This is a genomic window from Bhargavaea ginsengi, from assembly GCF_900109165.1.
Classification (GTDB): Bacteria; Bacillota; Bacilli; order Bacillales_A; family Planococcaceae; genus Bhargavaea; species Bhargavaea ginsengi.
This window is the reverse complement of sequence record NZ_FNZF01000003.1, coordinates 196,467-217,864: the sequence shown is the minus strand read 5'-3', so window position 1 is coordinate 217,864 and position 21,398 is coordinate 196,467. Positions and strand designations below refer to the sequence as shown.

The following is a 21,398-nucleotide window of genomic DNA, read 5'->3' as shown; positions in this document are numbered from 1 at the left end:
CGATCCATTTAGGAGGAAACATCAATGAGCAAAGAGCAAATCATTGAAGCGATCAAAGAAATGACGGTCCTCGAACTGAACGACCTCGTCAAAGCAATCGAAGAAGAATTCGGCGTAACAGCAGCAGCTCCTGTTGCAGTAGCAGGCGGCGCAGCAGGCCCTGCAGCAGAAGAAAAAACTGACTTCGACGTTGTCCTTGCTTCCGCAGGCGACCAGAAGATCAAAGTCATCAAAGTTGTTCGCGAAATCACTGGCCTTGGCCTGAAAGAAGCTAAAGCGCTCGTAGACGAAGCGCCTAAAGCTATCAAAGAAGGCGTAGCGAAAGAAGAAGCAGAAGAAATGAAGTCGAAGCTCGAAGAAGTCGGCGCAGGCGTCGAACTCAAGTAATTCTTGCTTCCTATATGAAAAGCCCGTCTCAACTCGACGGGCTTTTTTATTCATGTCCAAAGGGTATGATAGGGAGGAAGGACTCCCGGCCCTTGCCGGGCACCACCAACATAAACGGAGGCGACGGGCATGGCGGATCATTACTATTCGAAAAATCCCGGAACCGGAAGCGCACCAAAGACGTGGTCAGCAACATTGCGCGGCATTCCGTTCCAATTCAAGACGGATGCCGGTGTGTTCAGCAAGGAAAGCGTCGATTTCGGCTCCAGGCTCCTGGTCGATACTTTCAGGGAACCTGGAATGCCGGGCGATCTCCTGGACATCGGCTGCGGCTACGGGCCGATCGGGCTCACTGCAGCGAGGCTGCTGCCGGACCGGACCGTACACATGGTCGATGTGAACAGCCGGGCGCTTGCGCTTGCACAAGAAAATGCCGGCGCGAACGGCGCCGGCAATACGGAGATTTATGAAAGTGACGCTGGGGCAGACGTGCGCGGGAGCGGATTTGCGGCCGTTCTGACGAACCCGCCGATCCGCGCGGGCAAAGAGACGGTGTTCAGGATCTACGAAGATGCTTTCCGCCTTCTTGCCGAAGGCGGCGAGCTCTGGGTCGTCATTCAGAAAAAACAGGGTGCCGCATCCACCGAGAAAAAGCTTCAGGAGCTGTTCGGAAACGTCACGGCCGAAGCGAAAAACAAGGGCTACCTGATTTTCCGGTCGGTCAAAAAATGACTTGACAAACATTGACTTGACAAATATTCAATGATAGTATAATAAAATGCACAAATAAAATTGAGGTCGTGTGCCCTTTTGACTGAAGTGCCTCCGGATGCCCTGGCGGTTTCCGGGGCCGGACAATCACACCGTATAGTCCGGCTCTTCAATTGGGAATACTGGCCCGGAATGGAATAAGCCTGGTGAAACCGAAAATGAGCTTCTGTACCGGACTCGTTTTCTTTTTGTCTTTTCGGATATCATACATCAATTTGCCGGCATCCGCAAAGACCCATTATCGTTTTAAATTGAGGGGTGAATCAGTTGACAGGTCAACTAGTTCAGTACGGTCAACATCGTCAGCGCAGGAGTTTTGCGCGGATCAGTGAGGTGCTCGAGCTCCCGAATCTGATCGAGATCCAGACGAAGTCCTATGAATGGTTCCTTGAGGAAGGGCTGCGGGATATGTTCCGCGACATTTCTCCAATCGAGGACTTCACGGGCAATCTTTCGCTCGATTTCGTCGACTACAGCCTCGGCGAACCGAAGTACTCCGTCGGTGAGTCGAAAGAACGCGATGCGACGTACGCGGCACCGCTCCGCGTCAAGGTCCGCCTCCATAATAAAGAAACTGAGGAAGTAAAGGAGCAGGACGTCTTCATGGGTGATTTCCCGCTCATGACGGACAACGGGACGTTCATCATCAACGGTGCGGAACGCGTCATCGTCTCCCGGCTCGTGCGTTCGCCGAGCGTTTACTTCCACGACAAGATCGACAAGAACGGCAAGCGCGGCTTCGGGGCAACTGTGATTCCGAACCGCGGTGCGTGGCTTGAATATGAGACCGATGCGAAGGATGTCGTTCACGTCCGCATCGACCGCACCCGGAAATTGCCGGTTACGGTCCTCCTACGGGCGCTCGGTTTCGGCTCCGACCAGGAGATCATCGATCTGATCGGGGATAACGAATATCTCCAGAACACTCTGGAGAAGGACAGCACCGAAAGCACCGAAAAAGCACTCCTGGAAATTTACGAGCGCCTCCGCCCGGGCGAACCGCCAACGGTCGAAAGCGCGAAGAACCTTCTTTATACCCGCTTCTTCGATCCGAAGCGGTATGACCTGGCCAACGTCGGCCGCTACAAGATGAACAAAAAACTCAGCATCAAGAACCGCCTCCTCAACCAGACGCTTGCCGAAACCATCGCAGATCCGGAAACAGGCGAAATCATTGCGGAAAAAGGGACTTACCTTGACCGCAGGGAACTCGATCGCCTCATTCCTTACCTCGAATCCGGTGCCGGCTACGAAACGGTTGAACCGACCGGCGGTGTGCTTGATGAGGAGATCACGATCTCTTCCGTGAAAATCTACGCCCCTAACAGCGAAGATGAGAAAGTCATCAACATTATCGGCAACGCCGACATCGAAGAAGAAGTAAAGCATGTCACACCGGCGGATATCGTCGCGTCGATCAGCTACTTCTTCAACCTGCTCTACCAGGTCGGTACGACTGATGACATCGACCACCTCGGAAACCGCCGCCTCCGCTCGGTCGGGGAACTGCTGCAGAACCAGTTCCGCATCGGCCTCTCCCGGATGGAGCGCGTGGTCCGCGAACGGATGTCGATCAACGATACACAATCTATTGTGCCTCAGCAGCTGATCAATATCCGCCCGGTCATCGCATCGATCAAGGAATTCTTCGGAAGCTCCCAGCTGTCCCAGTTCATGGACCAGACGAACCCGCTGGCAGAACTTACGCACAAGCGCCGTCTCTCCGCACTCGGACCGGGCGGGCTTACGCGTGAGCGCGCGGGCATGGAAGTCCGTGACGTCCACTACTCGCACTACGGCCGCATGTGTCCAATCGAGACGCCGGAAGGCCCGAACATCGGCCTCATCAACTCCCTTTCGACGTATGCGAAAGTGAACAAGTTCGGCTTCATTGAAACACCTTACCGCCGTGTTGATCCGGAAACCGGCCTCGTTACCGACCGGATCGACTACCTGACCGCCGATGAAGAAGACAACTACATCGTCGCCCAGGCAAACGCGATCCTCGATGAGGACGGCCGCTTCGTGAACGAAGAGATCTACGGCCGTTTCCGTGGCGACAACTCCGTGTTTAAGCGCGAAACGGTCGACTATATGGACGTTTCGCCGAAGCAGGTTGTCTCTGCGGCGACCGCATGTATCCCGTTCCTTGAGAACGATGACTCCAACCGTGCCCTCATGGGTGCGAACATGCAGCGTCAGGCCGTTCCTCTCCTCAACCCGGAAGCGCCGTTTGTCGGCACAGGCATGGAATATGTCTCGGCACGCGACTCGGGTGCTGCGATCGTCTCCAGGCACCACGGTATCGTGGAGCATGTCGAGGCGAAAGAGGTCCGTGTCCGCCGCATCGAGATGGTGGACGGCAAGGAAGTCAAGGGCGACCTGGACATCTACCGTTTCGAGAAATTTGTCCGCTCCAACCAGGGGACATGCTATAACCAGCGCCCGATCGTCAGCGTAGGCGACCGTGTCGAGCCGCTTACCGTCCTTGGTGACGGCCCGTCAATGGAAGTGGGCGAGCTTGCGCTCGGCCGAAACGTCCTCGTCGCATTCATGACTTGGGATGGCTTCAACTATGAGGATGCGGTCATCATGAGCGAGCGCCTGGTGAAGGACGATGTCTATACGTCGATCCACATCGAAGAATACGAATCAGACTCCCGAGATACAAAACTCGGACCTGAAGAGATTACCCGCGACATTCCGAACGTCGGTGAAGACGCGCTCCGCAACCTTGATGAGCGCGGCATCATCCGCGTCGGCGCGGAAGTCCGCGACGGCGATATCCTCGTCGGCAAGGTCACGCCGAAGGGCGTCACCGAGCTGACTGCGGAAGAACGTCTCCTCCACGCCATCTTCGGCGAAAAGGCGCGCGAAGTCCGCGACACCTCGCTCCGTGTCCCTCACGGCGCAGGCGGGATCGTCCTCGACGTCAAGGTGTTCAACCGTGAAGACGGCGATGAACTTGCACCGGGTGTCAACCAGCTCGTGCGTGTCTACATCGTCCAGAAGCGGAAGATCTCCGTTGGCGATAAGATGGCCGGCCGTCACGGCAACAAGGGTGTCATCTCCCGGATCCTGCCGGAAGAGGACATGCCGTTCATGCCGGACGGCACACCGGTCGACATCATGCTTAACCCGCTCGGCGTACCTTCCCGGATGAACATCGGGCAGGTTCTCGAGCTGCACTTGGGCATGGCCGCGCGGCAGCTCGGCCTCCATATGGCAAGCCCGGTCTTCGACGGCGCGAACGAAGAAGATGTCTGGGAGACCATGGAAGAAGCCGGCATGGACCGTTCGGGTAAGACCACCCTTTACGATGGCCGCTCCGGCGAGCCGTTCGACAACAAGGTGTCGGTCGGCGTCATGTACATGATCAAGCTCGCCCACATGGTCGACGATAAGCTCCACGCCCGTTCGACCGGACCGTACTCCCTCGTCACACAGCAGCCGCTCGGCGGTAAGGCGCAGTTCGGCGGCCAGCGTTTCGGGGAGATGGAAGTTTGGGCGCTTGAAGCGTACGGCGCAGCCTACACGCTCCAGGAAATCCTGACAGTCAAATCCGACGACGTCGTCGGCCGCGTGAAGACCTATGAAGCGATCGTCAAAGGGGAGAACATCCCGCAGCCGGGCCTCCCTGAGTCGTTCAAGGTCCTCATCAAGGAGCTCCAGTCCCTTGGCCTCGATGTCAAGATGCTGACGGAGGATTACGAGGAGATCGAGCTCCGCGACCTCGACGAAGACGAAGACCTGCAGCCGACGGATGCACTGAACATCCTGCCGGCCAACGAGCAGGAGACAATCGGAGCCGAATAATACGCGGATAAAGTTGCAGCGGGGCGGCCAGGCCGCCCGGCACGCTGCATTGCCATGAACGGTGAGCCTGTTCAGATTGAGACTAAAGGGAGGTAGGCTCCTTGATAGATGTTAATAATTTTGAGTATATGAAAATCGGCCTCGCATCTCCGGACAAAATCCGGTCGTGGTCCTACGGCGAAGTCAAAAAGCCGGAAACGATCAACTACCGGACACTGAAGCCGGAAAAAGACGGCCTGTTCTGCGAACGGATCTTCGGACCGACGAAGGACTGGGAGTGTCACTGCGGCAAGTATAAACGCGTCCGCTACAAAGGCGTTGTCTGCGACCGCTGCGGCGTCGAAGTGACGCGCGCAAAAGTCCGCCGTGAACGCATGGGCCATATCGAGCTTGCCGCTCCGGTATCCCATATCTGGTACTTCAAAGGCATTCCGAGCCGGATGGGGCTTCTTTTGGACATGTCCCCGCGCTCGCTTGAGGAAGTCATTTACTTCGCTTCCTATGTCGTGACCGAACCTGCTGATACCGGCCTCGACCGCAAACAGCTTCTGTCCGAGCGCGAATACCGCGCGTACCGTGAAAAGTACGGCAGCAAGTTCTCCGCGCTCATGGGCGCGGAAGCGATCGAAAAGCTTCTCAAGCAGATCGACCTCGACAAAGAGGCCGATGCGCTGAAGGAAGAGCTCAAGACCGCACAGGGCCAGCGCCGCACACGTGCCATCAAGCGGCTTGAAGTTGTCGAGTCGTTCCGCCATTCGGGCAACCGTCCGGAATGGATGGTCCTCGAAGTGCTTCCGGTCATCCCGCCTGAGCTTCGGCCAATGGTCCAGCTTGACGGAGGCCGCTTCGCGACGTCGGACCTGAACGACCTGTACCGCCGTGTGATCAACCGGAACAACCGTCTCAAGCGGCTGCTTGATCTCGGCGCGCCGGGAATCATCGTCCAGAACGAGAAGCGGATGCTGCAGGAAGCCGTCGACGCCCTGATCGACAACGGCCGCCGCGGCCGTCCGGTGACTGGACCGGGTAACCGCCCGCTCAAGTCCCTTTCGCATATGCTGAAGGGTAAGCAGGGCCGTTTCCGCCAGAACCTTCTCGGGAAGCGGGTCGACTATTCCGGCCGTTCCGTTATCGTTGTCGGGCCGAACCTGAAAATGTACCAGTGCGGCCTGCCGCGTGAAATGGCGATCGAGCTGTTCAAGCCTTTCGTCATGAAGGAGCTTGTCGAACGCGGCCTCGCCCACAACATCAAGAGTGCGAAACGCAAAATCGAGCGTCTCCACTCGGACGTCTGGGATGTCCTTGAGGAAGTCATCAAGGAACACCCGGTCCTGCTTAACCGCGCACCGACGCTTCACCGTCTCGGTATCCAGGCATTCGAGCCGACGCTCGTAGAAGGCCGCGCGATCCGCCTCCACCCGCTCGTATGTACGGCTTACAACGCCGACTTCGACGGTGACCAGATGGCGGTACACGTGCCGCTTTCCGCTGAAGCCCAGGCTGAGGCCCGTCTTCTTATGCTGGCGGCCCAGAACATCCTGAACCCGAAAGACGGAAAGCCGGTCGTTACGCCTTCCCAGGATATGGTCCTCGGGAACTACTACCTGACACTCGAGCGCAAGGGCGCTGCGGGAGAGGGAATGATCTTCAGCAATGCGAATGAAGTGATGGTGGCCTACCAGAACGGCTTCGTGCATCTGCACAGCCGGATCGCCATCCATGCGGCATCGCTGAACAACCCGACATTCACAGAAGAGCAGAACCGCCAGCTCCTGATGACGACGGTCGGCAAGGTGATCTTCAACGAGATCCTTCCAAAGTCGTTCCCGTATATCAACGAGCCGACGAACTACAACCTTCAGACCGAAACGCCTGAAAAGTACTTTATCGACCCGACCGATGACGTCAAGGCGAAGATCGGCGAAGCGGAGCTTGTCCAGCCGTTCAAAAAGAAAATCCTGGGGAACATCATCGCTGAGATCTTCAAGCGATTCCATATCACGGAAACGTCGAAGATGCTTGACCGCATGAAGGACCTCGGATTCAAATATTCGACGCGTGCCGGTATCACAATCGGTATTTCCGACATCGTCGTCCTTCCGAACAAGGGGGATATCCTCCAGGAAGCACAGGACAAGGTCGACAAGGTCACCAAGCAGTTCCGCCGAGGTCTCATCACCGAAGAGGAACGCTACGATCGCGTCATTTCGTACTGGTCGGCAGCAAAGGACACCATCCAGTCCAAACTGATGGAGTCCCTCGAGAACACGAACCCGATCTTCATGATGTCCGACTCCGGTGCCCGTGGTAACGCGTCGAACTTCACTCAGCTTGCCGGTATGCGCGGACTCATGGCCAACCCGGCCGGACGCATCATCGAACTCCCGATCAAGTCTTCGTTCCGGGAAGGCCTCACCGTCCTCGAGTACTTTATCTCGACACACGGTGCTCGTAAGGGTCTTGCCGATACGGCACTGAAGACGGCCGACTCCGGTTACCTGACGCGCCGCCTTGTTGATGTCGCGCAGGATGTCATCGTCCGCGAAGACGACTGCGGCACCGACCGCGGCCTCGAAGTGAGCGCGCTCACCGAAGGCACCGAGATCATCGAAACACTCGATGAGCGGATTGTCGGCCGCCACGCCAAAAAGTCGGTACGCCATCCGGAGACGGGTGATGTGCTCGTCGAACGCGACGGTCTCATCACTGAAGACATCGCGCGTGCAATCTTGGATGCGGGCGTCGAAACGGTTACCATCCGCTCGGCGTTCACATGCAACACGAAGCATGGTATCTGCAAGAAGTGCTACGGCATGAACCTGGCGACAGGCGAAGCGGTTGAAGTCGGCGAAGCAGTCGGCATCATCGCTGCCCAGTCGATCGGGGAGCCGGGCACGCAGCTGACGATGCGTACGTTCCACACAGGCGGTGTTGCCGGAGACGACATCACCCAGGGTCTACCGCGTATCCAGGAAATCTTCGAATCGCGAAATCCGAAAGGCCAGGCGGTCATTTCCGAGATCGATGGTGTCATCACCGAGATCGACGAGATCCGCGAAGGCCAGAAGGAAATCACCGTCACCGGCGAAGTCGAGACGCGCAAGTATACGCCACCGTATAATGCACGCCTCCGCTTTGAACTGAACGACACCGTCAAGCGCGGCGAAGCGCTGACTGAAGGGTCCATCGATCCGAAGCAGCTCATCGTCGTCAAAGACGTCAAGACCGTACAGGAATACCTGCTGAAGGAAGTCCAGAAGGTCTATCGGATGCAGGGCGTTGAGATCAGCGATAAGCACGTCGAGGTCATGGTCCGTCAGATGATGCGCAAAGTCCGTGTCATCGAAGCCGGCGAAACCGACCTTCTGCCGGGCACGCTGCTCGACATCCACCAGTTCACGGAAGCCAACTCCGAAGCCATCCTTGATGGCCGTGCTCCGGCGACAAGCCGTCCGGTCATCCTCGGGATCACGAAGGCGTCGCTTGAGACGGAATCTTTCCTCTCGGCCGCTTCGTTCCAGGAAACGACCCGTGTCCTCACCGATGCCGCGATCAAAGGCAAGATGGACGAACTCCTTGGCCTCAAGGAGAACGTCATCATCGGGAAGCTCGTGCCTGCCGGAACCGGCATGCAGCGCTACCGCCAGATCGAAATGGCCTACGAAGGCATGGAAGAAGAGCAGGAAATCGCAGCAACCGAATAAGCAGCATGACCCCCGGGAAGCCCATGGCTCCCCCGGGGGTTTTTTCTTGGCAAAGGAACCGGCAATGCCCGCGGGCTAGCGGAAACCGTTACGAAAAGGGTTTATTTCATTCATGGGTTGGGAGCGAGAAATCATGAATGATTAATAGCGGTTGCTTGGAGTGGAAGCACGGGACTCCTGCGGGAATAGCATGAGCCGAAGCCCCCGGATGCCGCGCAACGCTACGCTTTTGCACGCAGATGCCAATCTGCGTGTTGGCATCGGCTAAGGCCATGCCCGCGGAAAGCGAGTGCTGGAACGGAAAGCAACAACACTCTATAACAGAGCCTTAATTTAAAGAGGACGGGAATAGGGCAGGGGCATGCGGAAATGACAATCGAAATCCTACGAAAGAAAGCCGGATCTCAAGCGCTATTTCGAAAGCGTGACGCTCTTTACCATCACCGGAAGAAATGATATGTTTTTTATTGACATCCCGTTGCAGGGATGATAATATGTTCAAGGTTGAGAGTTGACTTTTGGTTCCTTGGAGGAAATGGCATATCTCATGGACAAGCGAATCAGAACCAGACGATCATCGGTATAAAGCAGGCAGTAAAGGCGCTCCGGAAAGGCCGGGTGCGGGAAGTGATTCTCGCTTCGGATGCTGACGGGCGGCTGATCGGCGACGTTCTTTCCCTTGCGGAAGAGAACGGGATTCCTGTACGCTATGAAGGCACGAGGAAAGACCTCGGCCGGGCATACGGAATCGATGTCGGCGCATCGGTCATCGCCATTACTGAGTAGGTTTTTGCGTCATGCTGCGCAAAGACTTTGTTTTTACCCCTAAAATGAACCACCTGGATGTGTGGTATTAAAAAGAACTGAAGGGAGGACCCTATCGATGCCTACAATTAACCAACTGGTCCGCAACCCGCGTAAGTCGAAAGCGACCAAGTCGAAGTCTCCGGCACTCGGGAAAGGTTACAACAGCTTCAAGAAATCTCTTACAGATGTGAACTCGCCTCAAAAGCGCGGTGTCTGCACACGTGTCGGCACAATGACGCCTAAGAAGCCGAACTCCGCGCTTCGTAAATACGCTCGTGTCCGCCTGACGAACACGATCGAAGTCAACGCGTATATCCCGGGTGAAGGCCACAACCTGCAAGAGCACAGCGTTGTCCTGATCCGCGGCGGCCGTGTTAAAGACCTTCCGGGTGTCCGCTACCACATCGTGCGCGGCGCCCTCGATACAGCCGGCGTTCAAGGCCGTATGCAGAGCCGTTCCCAATACGGCGCGAAGAAGCCAAAAGAGAAAAAATAATACACCTGCCAAAGGTGTCGTAAAGTTTGAAAGGAGGAACACACATGCCTCGTAAAGGTCCAGTAGCAAAACGTGACGTGTTGCCTGATCCGCTGTATAACTCGAAGCTCGTGACACGTCTTGTAAACAAAATCATGGTAGACGGCAAGAAGGGTACTGCCCAGAAAGCCCTCTACGGCGCATTCGAAATCGTCCGTGAGCGTTCCGGTAAGGATCCTCTGGAAGTATTCGAAGCAGCACTCGAAAACATCATGCCAGTCCTTGAAGTACGTGCCCGCCGTGTCGGTGGCGCGAACTACCAGGTACCGGTTGAAGTTCGCCCGGACCGCCGTGTAACACTCGGCCTCCGCTACCTCGTCAACTACTCCCGCCTGCGCGGTGAGAAGACGATGGAAGAGCGCCTGGCAAACGAGATCCTCGATGCATCCAACAACACTGGTGCATCCGTGAAGCGTCGTGAAGACCTTCACAAAATGGCGGAAGCGAACAAAGCATTCGCTCACTACCGCTGGTAAGTTCAAGCCGAAGTCCACTCTATTCCGACATAACAGGAGGAGAAACACATTATGGCTAGAGAATTCTCCTTGGAGAACACTCGTAACATCGGGATCATGGCCCACATTGATGCCGGTAAGACTACGACAACTGAGCGTATCCTTTATTACACAGGTAAGATCCACAAACTCGGCGAAACGCACGAAGGTGCTTCGCAGATGGACTGGATGGAGCAGGAGCAGGAGCGCGGGATCACAATCACTTCCGCTGCGACAACTGCTGCATGGAAAGGCCACCGCGTAAACATCATCGACACGCCAGGACACGTCGACTTCACAGTTGAAGTTGAACGTTCCCTCCGTGTACTCGATGGTGCGGTAACAGTGCTTGACGCCCAATCCGGCGTTGAGCCACAGACAGAGACTGTATGGCGCCAGGCAACAACTTACGGCGTTCCGCGTCTCGTATTCGTCAACAAGATGGACAAGACTGGCGCAGACTTCCTCTACGCAGTCAAAACGCTGCACGACCGCCTCGAAGCCAATGCGCATCCGATTCAGCTTCCAATTGGTGCTGAAGACGAATTCCGCGGCATCATCGACCTCGTCGAGCAGCGTGCCATCCTGTACGGCAACGACCTCGGCACGGATACTGAAGTAACAGAAATCCCTGACGAGTACAAAGACCAGGCTGACGAATACCGCGAAAAGCTCATCGAAGCACTCGCGGAATTCGACGAAGAGCTCATGGAGAAATACCTGGCCGGCGAAGAACTCTCTGTTGAAGAGATCAAAGCTGCCATCCGTAAAGCGACACTCGCGGTAGAATTCTACCCGGTTGTCCTTGGTACGGCATTCAAAAACAAAGGTGTCCAGCTCGTCCTTGACGCAGTTGTCGACTACCTCCCGTCCCCGCTGGACATCCCGGCAATCGACGGTACAGACCCTGACACAGGCGAAGCAATGGAACGCCATGCAGACGACAGCGAGCCGTTCTCGGCACTCGCGTTCAAGGTCATGACTGACCCGTTCGTCGGTAAGCTGACATTCTTCCGTGTCTACTCCGGTGTCCTTCAGTCCGGTTCTTATGTTCAGAACTCGACAAAAGGCAAGCGTGAGCGCGTCGGCCGTATCCTGCAGATGCACGCGAACTCCCGTGAGGAGATCTCCGAAGTGCACGCAGGTGAAATCGCCGCTGCCGTCGGCCTGAAAGACACAGGCACAGGCGACACGCTCTGCGACGAGAAAGCACTCGTCATCCTTGAGTCGATGGAATTCCCTGAGCCGGTTATCTCGGTTGCAATCGAGCCGAAGACCAAAGGCGACCAGGACAAGATGGGGATTGCCCTCGGCAAGCTCCAGGAAGAAGACCCTACATTCCGCGCGCATACTGACCAGGAAACTGGTGAAGTCATCATCGCGGGTATGGGAGAACTCCACCTCGACATCATCGTTGACCGCCTCAAGCGCGAGTTCAAGGTTGAAGCTAACGTCGGCGCGCCTCAGGTATCCTACCGTGAGACGTTCCGCCAAACTGCAAATGTCGAAGGTAAATTCGTACGCCAGTCCGGCGGCCGCGGTCAGTTCGGCCACGTCTGGATCGAATTCTCGCCAAACGAAGAAGGCGCCGGCTTCGAGTTCACGAACGGCATCGTCGGCGGTGTTGTTCCGCGTGAATACGTTCCTGCTGTTGAAGCGGGCGTTAAAGACGCACTCGAAAACGGTGTCGTAGCAGGATTCCCTGTCATCGACGTCAAAGCCAAGCTCTTCGATGGTTCTTACCACGATGTTGACTCCAGCGAAATGGCGTTCAAGATCGCCGCTTCCATGGCAGTCAAGAACGCAGTATCGAAGGTCAACGCTGTACTTCTTGAGCCGATGATGAAAGTTGAAGTCGTCATCCCTGAAGAGTACATGGGCGACATCATGGGCGACATCACTTCCCGTCGCGGACGCGTAGAAGGTATGGAAGCCCGCGGTAACGCTCAAGTCGTTCGCGCGATGGTTCCACTTTCCGAAATGTTCGGCTATGCGACATCGCTCCGCTCGAACACTCAGGGCCGCGGTACATTCTCGATGGTGTTCGATCACTACGAGGAAGTTCCAAAGTCCATAAGAGAAGAAATCGTTAAAAAAGTTAAAGGTGAATAATTGAAATTCCCCTTTGTTTCAAGTATAACTAACGTATAAGATATGGAAGGTGGGGAAGTATGGCTTCCCCGCGGACCATACCAACTATCTCTTACATTTAAGGAGGATTTTCCTAATGGGTAAAGAAAAATTCGACCGCTCCAAAACGCATGCTAACATCGGTACAATCGGTCACGTTGACCATGGTAAAACAACACTGACTGCTGCAATCGCAACAGTTCTCGCTAAAAAAGGCGGCGGTGAAGCACGTTCGTATGCTGACGTTGACAACGCTCCTGAAGAAAAAGAGCGCGGGATCACAATCAACACTTCCCACATCGAATACGAAACAGACAAGCGTCACTACGCGCACGTCGACTGCCCAGGTCACGCTGACTACGTCAAGAACATGATCACTGGTGCAGCACAGATGGACGGCGGAATCCTCGTCGTATCCGCAGCTGACGGCCCAATGCCACAAACTCGTGAGCACATCCTCCTGTCCCGTCAGGTAGGCGTTCCTTACCTCGTCGTATTCCTCAACAAGTGCGACATGGTAGACGACGAAGAACTCCTCGAGCTCGTTGAAATGGAAGTCCGTGACCTCCTTTCCGAGTACGACTTCCCTGGCGACGACCTTCCGGTCATCAAAGGTTCCGCTCTGAAAGCCCTCGAAGGCGAAGCAGAGTGGGAAGACAAAATCGTTGAGCTCATGGATGCAGTTGACGAGTACATCCCAACTCCTGAGCGCGACACTGAAAAGCCATTCATGATGCCTGTCGAGGACGTATTCTCGATCACAGGCCGTGGTACAGTTGCAACTGGCCGTGTAGAACGTGGCCAAGTTAAAGTCGGCGACACTGTTGACATCATCGGTCTTGCTGAAGAAGCTAAATCGACAACTGTTACAGGCGTTGAAATGTTCCGTAAGCTCCTTGACTATGCTGAAGCAGGCGACAACATCGGTGCGCTTCTCCGTGGTGTTGCACGTGAAGACATCCAGCGTGGCCAAGTTCTTGCAAAGCCAGGCTCGATCACTCCACACACTAACTTCAAATCTGAAGTTTACGTTCTGTCCAAAGAAGAAGGTGGCCGTCACACGCCATTCTTCTCCAACTACCGCCCGCAGTTCTACTTCCGTACAACTGACGTAACCGGCATCATCACGCTTCCAGAAGGCGTTGAAATGGTTATGCCTGGCGACAACGTTGAAATGACAGTAGAACTCATCTCCCCAATCGCGATCGAAGAAGGTACTAAATTCTCGATCCGTGAAGGCGGCCGCACAGTTGGTGCAGGCGTCGTAGCTTCTATCCAGAAGTAATCTGCTTCTCTCTTGTAACGAATAAACGGAAATGGAACGGCCTGATCAGCCGCTCCGCTTCCTATGTCCAGACGTGGACATGGATCTCCGCCCAGACGTGGGCGGAGGTCTTTTTTTTTTATGTCCTGATTTCATGCAGGCATGCAGAGGCTGTTGGGTTTTACCAGCAACCAGCCTGCTAACGCCAATTCTCCCGGCCGGTACGGGCCCTCCACCTCCCTTGATTCTATGTTGCTTCTCGACATGAAACCTTTTCATAAAAAAACTCAAAAAAACTTTTCCGCAGATGCAGAATGCGATATATCAACGTTTGCAAACGGTTACACCCCGAAACTAATTCTAAATTGCACAAAAACTTGGAAAAAGCGACTTGACGCAATATTTCAACCGAGTTATGATGTGTTCAATTCATTTTAAGAGACGGCAAAAGAGCATGGCCAGACGCCGCTCGGCCTCCATCCAGAGGAGAGATCATCGTATGCGAAGTGACATGATTAAAAAAGGAATCGACAGGGCACCGCACCGTAGCTTGCTGTACGCAGCGGGCGTCAAGGCGAAGGATATGGGCAAGCCGTTCATCGGCGTATGTAACTCCTACGTCGACATCATCCCGGGTCATATGCACCTGAACAAGTTCGCGGAAGTCGTCAAGGAAGCGATCCGTGAAGCGGGAGGTATTCCGTTCGAGTTCAATACGATCGGAGTCGATGACGGAATCGCGATGGGCCACATCGGGATGCGCTACTCGCTCCCGAGCCGGGAGATCATCGCTGATTCGGCTGAGACGGTCATCAACGCGCACTGGTTCGACGGTGTGTTCTATATCCCGAACTGTGACAAGATCACGCCGGGAATGCTCATGGCGGCAGTCCGGACGAACGTCCCGTCGGTCTTCGTATCGGGCGGTCCCATGGAAGCCGGCGTCGGTTCCGACGGCAGGCAGCTTTCCCTTACCTCGGTATTCGAGGGTGTAGGCGCCTACAAACAGGGATCGATGTCCGAGACCCAGCTTCTCGAAATCGAGCAGAGCGCTTGTCCGACATGCGGTTCCTGCTCAGGGATGTTCACCGCCAACTCGATGAACACCCTTATGGAGATGATGGGAGTCGCACTTCCGCAGAACGGAACAATCGTCGCAACCTCGGACAAACGCAAGGAGCTTATCTATGAGGCGGCCAAGCAGCTGATGCGCATGGTCGAGGAAGACGTGAAGCCCCGTGATCTCATTACGGAAGAGACTATCGATGACGCGTTTGCGCTTGACATGGCGATGGGCGGCTCGACAAATACGGTCCTTCACACACTCGCCATTGCGCATGAAGCCGGCATTGACTATGACCTGAAAAAGGTTAATGAAATCGCAGAGCGCGTTCCATATTTGTCCAAGCTCATGCCTGCTTCGGATTATTCGATGCATGATGTGCACCTTGCCGGCGGCGTCAATGCGATCATCCGCGAACTGTGCGACATCCCGGGTGCTATTCACCCGGACCGGATGACGGTCACCGGCAAAACACTTTATGAAAATGTGCAAGACAGCAAGATTTTGAATGAGCAGGTCATCCGGCCAAAAGAAAACCCGTATAGCCCGGTGGGCGGCCTATCCGTCTTATATGGGAATCTGGCACCGGATGGCGGCGTCATCAAAGTCGGCGCGGTCGATCCTTCCATCAAGGTGTTCGAAGGCGATGCCATCGTCTTTGAATCACAGGAAGAAGCCCAAAAAGGTATCGATGACGGCACGGTCCAGGAAGGTCATGTGGTCGTCATCCGATACGAGGGTCCGAAAGGCGGCCCAGGCATGCCGGAAATGCTCGCCCCGACATCGGCAATTGTCGGACGCGGACTCGGCACAAAAGTGGCACTCATCACGGACGGACGATTCTCGGGCGCATCCCGGGGCATCGCAGTCGGGCATATTTCGCCGGAAGCGGCGGAAGGCGGTCCGATCGGTCTGGTCGAGAATGGTGACATTATCGAAATCGACCTCGTCAGCCGAAAGATCGAACTCAAGGTTCCGGAAGACGTGCTTGAACAGCGGCGAAAGAATCTCAAGCCGTTTGAACCGAAGATCAAGACGGGCTATCTTGCCCGCTACTCCAAACTGGTCACTTCCGCCAATACAGGCGGCGTCATGAAAATCTGACGATCATCAGCAGACTTAAATGAACCAAAGCGCAGAAGAGGCAAAAGGGAAGGACCCCTGCATTTACCAGAGAGCCGGAACAGCTGGAACCCGGCAGTGCAGCCCCGACCGACATCACCTCCGAGCGGAACACTGAACGGATCATTCCCAAGGTGTTCCCGGGGCTGGCATCGAGCCGCCCCGTTACCAACCGGCCGGGCACCCAGCCCGGCCACCGAGGCGGCGTAGCCGCGAACAAGGGTGGTACCATGAAAGGCTCTTTCATCCCTTGCAACGGAAGACATCTGTGTTCCGTGCAGGGGGTGGAAGGGTCTTTTGTTTTTTTATATCAAAACTCACGAGTGAAGGAGGAAGGCGCAGATGGAAGCGAGCGTCAAGGTAAGGGAAACAAAACAAGCCGTCATGCCGGAAACTGCCGGCAACGGAGCCGACCTGCTGGTCCGGTCTTTGAAGAATGAGGGCGTGGACATTATTTTCGGCTATCCGGGCGGTGCGGTGCTCCCGATCTACGATGCACTGTACAAAAACCCGATCCGCCATATCCTGGCCCGGCACGAGCAAGGTGCCATCCATGCGGCTGAAGGATATGCGCGCACGACAGGAAGGACCGGCGTGGTCATCGCCACGTCCGGGCCGGGGGCGACCAACCTTGTTACCGGCATCGCGGACGCCATGCTTGACTCCCTCCCGCTCGTCGTCCTGACCGGTCAGGTTGCCCAGCAGGTAATCGGCACGGATGCCTTCCAGGAGGCGGACGTGATCGGCATCACGCAGCCGATCACGAAGCACAACTACCAGGTGAAGGATGCAAAAGACATCCCGCGCATCATCAAGGAGGCTTTCCATATCGCTTCCACGGGACGCAAGGGCCCGGTCGTCGTCGATATCCCGAAAGACGTATCGGTAACAGCACTTGCGGAGGATATCCGACATCCGGAAGGGGTTCACCTCCCGGGCTACCAGCCGACATTCAAGCCGAACTTCCTACAGATCCAGAAAGCGGCGCAGGCCCTTTCGGAAGCGAAGCGGCCGCTGATCCTTGCCGGGGCCGGCATCCTCGCAGCAGAGGCCACCGGAGAGCTCCGGAGCTTCATCGAAACGAACCGCATCCCGGTGACGACGACTCTTCTCGGCATCGGCACCGTCCCGGGCGGACATGAACTCGGGTTCGGGATGGCGGGCATGCACGGCTCGTACGCGGCCAATATGGCCATCCAGGAGTGCGATGTGCTCCTTAACATCGGCGCCCGTTTTGACGACCGGCTGACCGGAAAGCTCGATGGGTTCGCGCCGAACGCGAAAGTCATCCACATCGACATCGATCCGGCCGAGATCGGAAAGAACGTCCCGACGGAAATCCCGATTGTCGCGGATGCCAAAGTGGCTCTGACGGAGCTGAACGGAAAGGGCTTTGAAGCGCCGGATACGGAAGACTGGCTTGCCCGGCTCAGCGAATACCGGGAGACACGCCCGTTCGGATATGAGGCGGCGCCTGAAGGGCAGATCATGCCCCAGGACGCGGTGCGCCTCATCCACAAGTACACGGGGGGCGATGCAATCGTCACGACGGATGTCGGACAGCATCAGATGTTCGCCGCCCAGTACTACGAGCCGAACCACCCGCATCATTGGGTGACATCGGGTGGCCTCGGGACGATGGGCTTCGGATTCCCAGCTGCCATCGGCGCACAGCTCGCCTTCCCGCACGAGAAGGTCGTTGCGGTTGTCGGTGACGCCGGCTTCCAGATGACTCTGCAGGAGCTGTCGATCCTCCAGGAGTTCAAACTCCCGGTGAAGGTCATCATCATGAACAACGCCTCGCTTGGCATGGTGCGACAGTGGCAGGAGACTTTCCACGGAGAGCGCTATTCTTCATCACTGGTGCCGGTTCAGCCGGACTTCGTGAAGCTGGCGGAAGCCTATGAGGTCAAAGGCTACAAAGTCGAGACACTTGCAGATGCCGAACGGGTGATCCGCGAGGCGATCGAATCGGACGGTCCGGCGCTTGTCGACTGCCGGGTGCTTGCAACAGAGAACGTCTACCCGATGGTTGCGCCGGGCGCGACTCTCAGTGAAATGATCGGAGTGATGGAACGGTGAAACGGATCATAACGACAACAGTCCTCAACCAGAGCGGCGTCCTGAACCGGGTAACGGGACTCCTCATGAAGCGGCAGTTCAACATCGAGAGCATCACCGTTGGCCACACCGAGACACCGGGCATGTCAAAGATGACATTCGTCGTCCATGTCGAGGATCCGGGCAAGGTCGAGCAGCTCGTCAAGCAGCTGTCCAAACAGATCGACGTCATCAAGGTCAATGACATCTCCGACAAGGCGATGGTCATGAGGGAGCTGGCGCTCGTCAAGGTCGTCACCCCGCCGCAGCTCCGCCAGGAAGTCCGTAGCATCGTCGAGCCGTTCCGTGCACAGGTCATCGACATGAGCAAGAACGTCACGACGTTCCAGGTGACGGGCGACCCCGAGAAGATTGAAGCATTTATCGATCTTCTCCGGCCATACGGCATCAAAGAGATTTCCCGTACAGGCGTCACTGCCTTCACCCGCGAAACGCAGCGGGCTGAAACAGCACCGGACCTGATACTTCATTAACAGGCACTAACTTTCAAAAATGATTTTCGCGGCAGGCCGGCCCGCTTCCAAGATCCGGCCCAACCAAAAAACAGAACCCACAGGGAGGAAAATGAAAATGGCAAAAATGTACTATAACCAGGATGTTAACGAGGCAGTTCTCCAAGGCAGAAAAATCGCGGTCATCGGCTACGGCTCACAGGGCCATGCCCACGCACAGAACCTGAAAGAATCTGGTTTTGACGTGATCGTCGGCGTACGTCCCGGCAAATCGTTTGCAATGGCGCAGGAAGACGGCCTTCAGGTTTATCCGGTCGCCGAAGCTGCCGCAGCGGCGGATGTCATCATGGTCCTCCTCCCGGACGAGCGCCAGACTCAGGTCTACAACGAAGAGATCAAGCCGGCCCTCACTGCAGGCAAGGCACTCGTCTTCGCACACGGGTTCAACATCCACTTCGGCCAGATCGTTCCTCCGGCTGATGTCGATGTGTTCATGGTCGCGCCGAAGGGACCGGGCCACCTTGTCCGCCGTACGTACGAAAGCGGAGCTGGCGTACCGGCACTGATCGCAATCCACCAGGATGCAACAGGACAGGCGAAGGATCTTGCACTTGCTTACGCCAAAGGAGTCGGCGCAGCGCGTGCAGGGGTTCTTGAAACGACATTCCAGGAAGAGACCGAGACAGACCTCTTCGGCGAACAGGCTGTACTTTGCGGCGGCACGACGGCGCTCGTGAAGGCAGGATTCGAAACATTGGTCGAAGCTGGCTACCAGCCGGAAGTTGCCTACTTCGAGGTTCTCCACGAACTTAAGCTGATCGTCGACCTGATGTACGAAGGCGGCATCGAAAACATGCGCTACTCCATCTCCGACACAGCTCAGTGGGGCGACTTCGTTTCCGGCCCGCGTGTGATCACGGACGATACGAAAGCCCGCATGAAGGAAGTGCTCGAAGACATCCAGAATGGCAAGTTCGCAAAAGGCTGGCTGCTCGAGAACCAGCTTGGCCGTCCTGAATACAACGCCATCAACCGCCGTGAGTCCGAGCATCAGATCGAATCGGTCGGCCGTGAGCTGCGCGCGATGATGCCATTTGTCAACGAAGGGAAGAAAATTAAGAAGGAAGTGGTCGCCAGTGCGCAAAATTGATATCTTCGACACGACTCTGAGGGACGGGGAGCAGTCGGCGGGAATCAACCTGAACACCGCTGAAAAGCTCGAGATTGCGCGCCAGCTGGAACGGCTCGGCGTGACGGTCATGGAGGCCGGCTTCCCGGCAGCCTCGCCCGGTGACCAGGACGCCGTCCGGAAGATTGCAGGAACGGTCAAAAACTCGATTGTGACAGGCTTGGCCCGCTGCAACAAAAGTGATATCGATGCTGCATGGGAGGCCCTCCGTGTCGCGGAGCAGCCCCACATCCACATCTTCCTTGCCACATCTCCGATCCATATGGCGTACAAGCTGAAAAAGACGCCGGAAGAAGTGATTGAGGCATCGGTCGAAGCGGTCAAGTACGCGAAGAAATTCTTCCCGCTCGTCCAGTGGTCGGCGGAAGACGGTTCCCGCACGGAGCCTGACTTCCTCGCCCGCATCGTGAGTGAAGTCGTCAAGGCAGGCGCCACGACGGTCAATATCCCGGACACGGTCGGCTACGCAACGCCCCATGAATACGGTTCGATCTTCAAGTTCCTCAAGGAGAATGTCCCGAACATCGACCGCGTGAAGCTGTCGGCACACTGCCATGACGACCTCGGGATGGCAACGGCAAACACACTCGCCGCCATTGAGAACGGCGCCGATCAGGTCGAGGGCACGATCAATGCGATCGGAGAGCGCGCCGGCAACGTCGGGCTAGAAGAAGTCGCGGTAGCACTCCATATCCGCAAGGACCACTACAATGTGGAAACGGGCATCAACCTGAAGGAGATCAAGCGCACGAGCCAGCTGGTCAGCCAGCTGACCGGCGTCGCGATCCAGCCGAACAAGGCAGTGACCGGCAAGAACGCCTTTGCCCACGAGTCCGGCATCCATCAGGACGGCATGCTGAAAAACCCGAACACTTATGAAATCATCACGCCGGAACTGATCGGCGATGCCCATACCGAATTGGTCCTCGGCAAGCATTCCGGCCGCCACGCGTTCAAGTCCCGCGCGGAAGAAATGGGCTTCACGCTCGAGCCGGAGCGTCTGAACGAAGCATTCGCCGAATTCAAGAAGCTTGCTGACCGAAAGAAAGTCATCACCGAAGCCGATCTTCTTGTCATCCTCACAGACCAGCAGATCCAGGAAGCGGACGCTCCGATCTACGAACTTTCGGGCGTGCAGCTGTCCAGCGGCACGGCGAACATCCCGACGGCGACGATCACCGTCGTCCGGCCTGACGGGGAGACGACCACCGAGGCGGCGACCGGCACCGGTTCCGTTGAATCGATCTTCAACGCGCTTGAGCGCATTGTAAGCGAAAAGGTCCACATCCTCGACTACCGGGTTTCGTCCGTCGGCAAGGGCCGCGACGCACTCGGCGAGGCAGTCGTCAAAGTCCTGATCGGGGAAGAGGAGATCACCGGACGAGACGCTGCACAGGACGTACTTGAAGCAACGGCCAATGCCTACCTGAACGCGATCAATCGGAAACTTGTCAAAAACGCACAACAGCCATCAGAAACGGTGTCCATCACGTAACCATACACGGCCTGCACAGCGGGCCGGCCACCAAAAAGGAGGAAATGA

Annotated in this window: 14 protein-coding genes; all 14 read left to right on the top strand. The window is 56.4% G+C overall.

The genetic code is table 11. The annotated features are described in order from the left end of the window. The first annotated feature begins 24 nt into the window (after positions 1 to 24). Complete coding sequence (rplL, locus tag BMX91_RS09830; protein ID WP_092053120.1) at positions 25 to 387, top strand: 50S ribosomal protein L7/L12; 363 nt, start codon at positions 25 to 27, stop codon at positions 385 to 387. Between the two features lie 129 nt (positions 388 to 516). Further along, positions 517 to 1,119, top strand: coding sequence for a class I SAM-dependent methyltransferase (locus BMX91_RS09825; protein WP_092053116.1), 603 nt, complete (start codon positions 517 to 519; stop codon positions 1,117 to 1,119). 306 nt (positions 1,120 to 1,425) lie between these two features. After that, a complete protein-coding gene (gene rpoB, locus BMX91_RS09820) occupies positions 1,426 to 4,974 on the top strand; it encodes a DNA-directed RNA polymerase subunit beta (protein WP_092053111.1) in 3,549 nt (1,182 codons plus the stop codon). Positions 4,975 to 5,075: 101 nt separating this feature from the next. Further along, positions 5,076 to 8,678, top strand: coding sequence for a DNA-directed RNA polymerase subunit beta' (gene rpoC, locus BMX91_RS09815; protein ID WP_092053108.1), 3,603 nt, complete (start codon positions 5,076 to 5,078; stop codon positions 8,676 to 8,678). A gap of 504 nt (positions 8,679 to 9,182) precedes the next feature. After that, positions 9,183 to 9,464, top strand: a complete 282-nt coding sequence (locus BMX91_RS09810; protein WP_322787459.1) for a ribosomal L7Ae/L30e/S12e/Gadd45 family protein — start codon at positions 9,183 to 9,185, stop codon at positions 9,462 to 9,464. Positions 9,465 to 9,561: 97 nt separating this feature from the next. Beyond that, positions 9,562 to 9,981 (top strand): 30S ribosomal protein S12, encoded by a 420-nt coding sequence (rpsL, locus tag BMX91_RS09805; RefSeq protein WP_008298903.1) that lies wholly within the window; start codon positions 9,562 to 9,564, stop codon positions 9,979 to 9,981. A 44-nt stretch (positions 9,982 to 10,025) separates the two neighbouring features. Then, positions 10,026 to 10,496, top strand: coding sequence for a 30S ribosomal protein S7 (gene rpsG, locus BMX91_RS09800; protein WP_008298901.1), 471 nt, complete (start codon positions 10,026 to 10,028; stop codon positions 10,494 to 10,496). A gap of 51 nt (positions 10,497 to 10,547) precedes the next feature. Beyond that, positions 10,548 to 12,626, top strand: coding sequence for an elongation factor G (fusA, locus tag BMX91_RS09795; RefSeq protein WP_092053103.1), 2,079 nt, complete (start codon positions 10,548 to 10,550; stop codon positions 12,624 to 12,626). Positions 12,627 to 12,741: 115 nt separating this feature from the next. Then, positions 12,742 to 13,929 carry an elongation factor Tu gene (gene tuf / locus BMX91_RS09790; RefSeq protein WP_092053098.1) on the top strand — a complete coding sequence of 396 codons (1,188 nt, stop codon included), beginning with the start codon at positions 12,742 to 12,744 and terminating at the stop codon, positions 13,927 to 13,929. Positions 13,930 to 14,407: 478 nt separating this feature from the next. Then, positions 14,408 to 16,075 carry a dihydroxy-acid dehydratase gene (gene ilvD, locus BMX91_RS09785; protein ID WP_092053093.1) on the top strand — a complete coding sequence of 556 codons (1,668 nt, stop codon included), beginning with the start codon at positions 14,408 to 14,410 and terminating at the stop codon, positions 16,073 to 16,075. Between the two features lie 360 nt (positions 16,076 to 16,435). After that, a complete protein-coding gene (gene ilvB, locus BMX91_RS09780; protein ID WP_092053090.1) occupies positions 16,436 to 18,175 on the top strand; it encodes a biosynthetic-type acetolactate synthase large subunit in 1,740 nt (579 codons plus the stop codon). After that, positions 18,172 to 18,687 (top strand): acetolactate synthase small subunit, encoded by a 516-nt coding sequence (gene ilvN / locus BMX91_RS09775; RefSeq protein ID WP_092053085.1) that lies wholly within the window; start codon positions 18,172 to 18,174, stop codon positions 18,685 to 18,687. The genes ilvB and ilvN overlap by 4 nt, the downstream gene beginning before the upstream one ends. 97 nt (positions 18,688 to 18,784) lie before the next feature. Then, complete coding sequence (gene ilvC / locus BMX91_RS09770; RefSeq protein ID WP_092053082.1) at positions 18,785 to 19,816, top strand: ketol-acid reductoisomerase; 1,032 nt, start codon at positions 18,785 to 18,787, stop codon at positions 19,814 to 19,816. Further along, positions 19,803 to 21,350 (top strand): 2-isopropylmalate synthase, encoded by a 1,548-nt coding sequence (locus tag BMX91_RS09765; RefSeq protein WP_092053080.1) that lies wholly within the window; start codon positions 19,803 to 19,805, stop codon positions 21,348 to 21,350. Before ilvC ends, BMX91_RS09765 begins: the two co-directional genes overlap by 14 nt. Positions 21,351 to 21,398 lie beyond the last annotated feature (48 nt).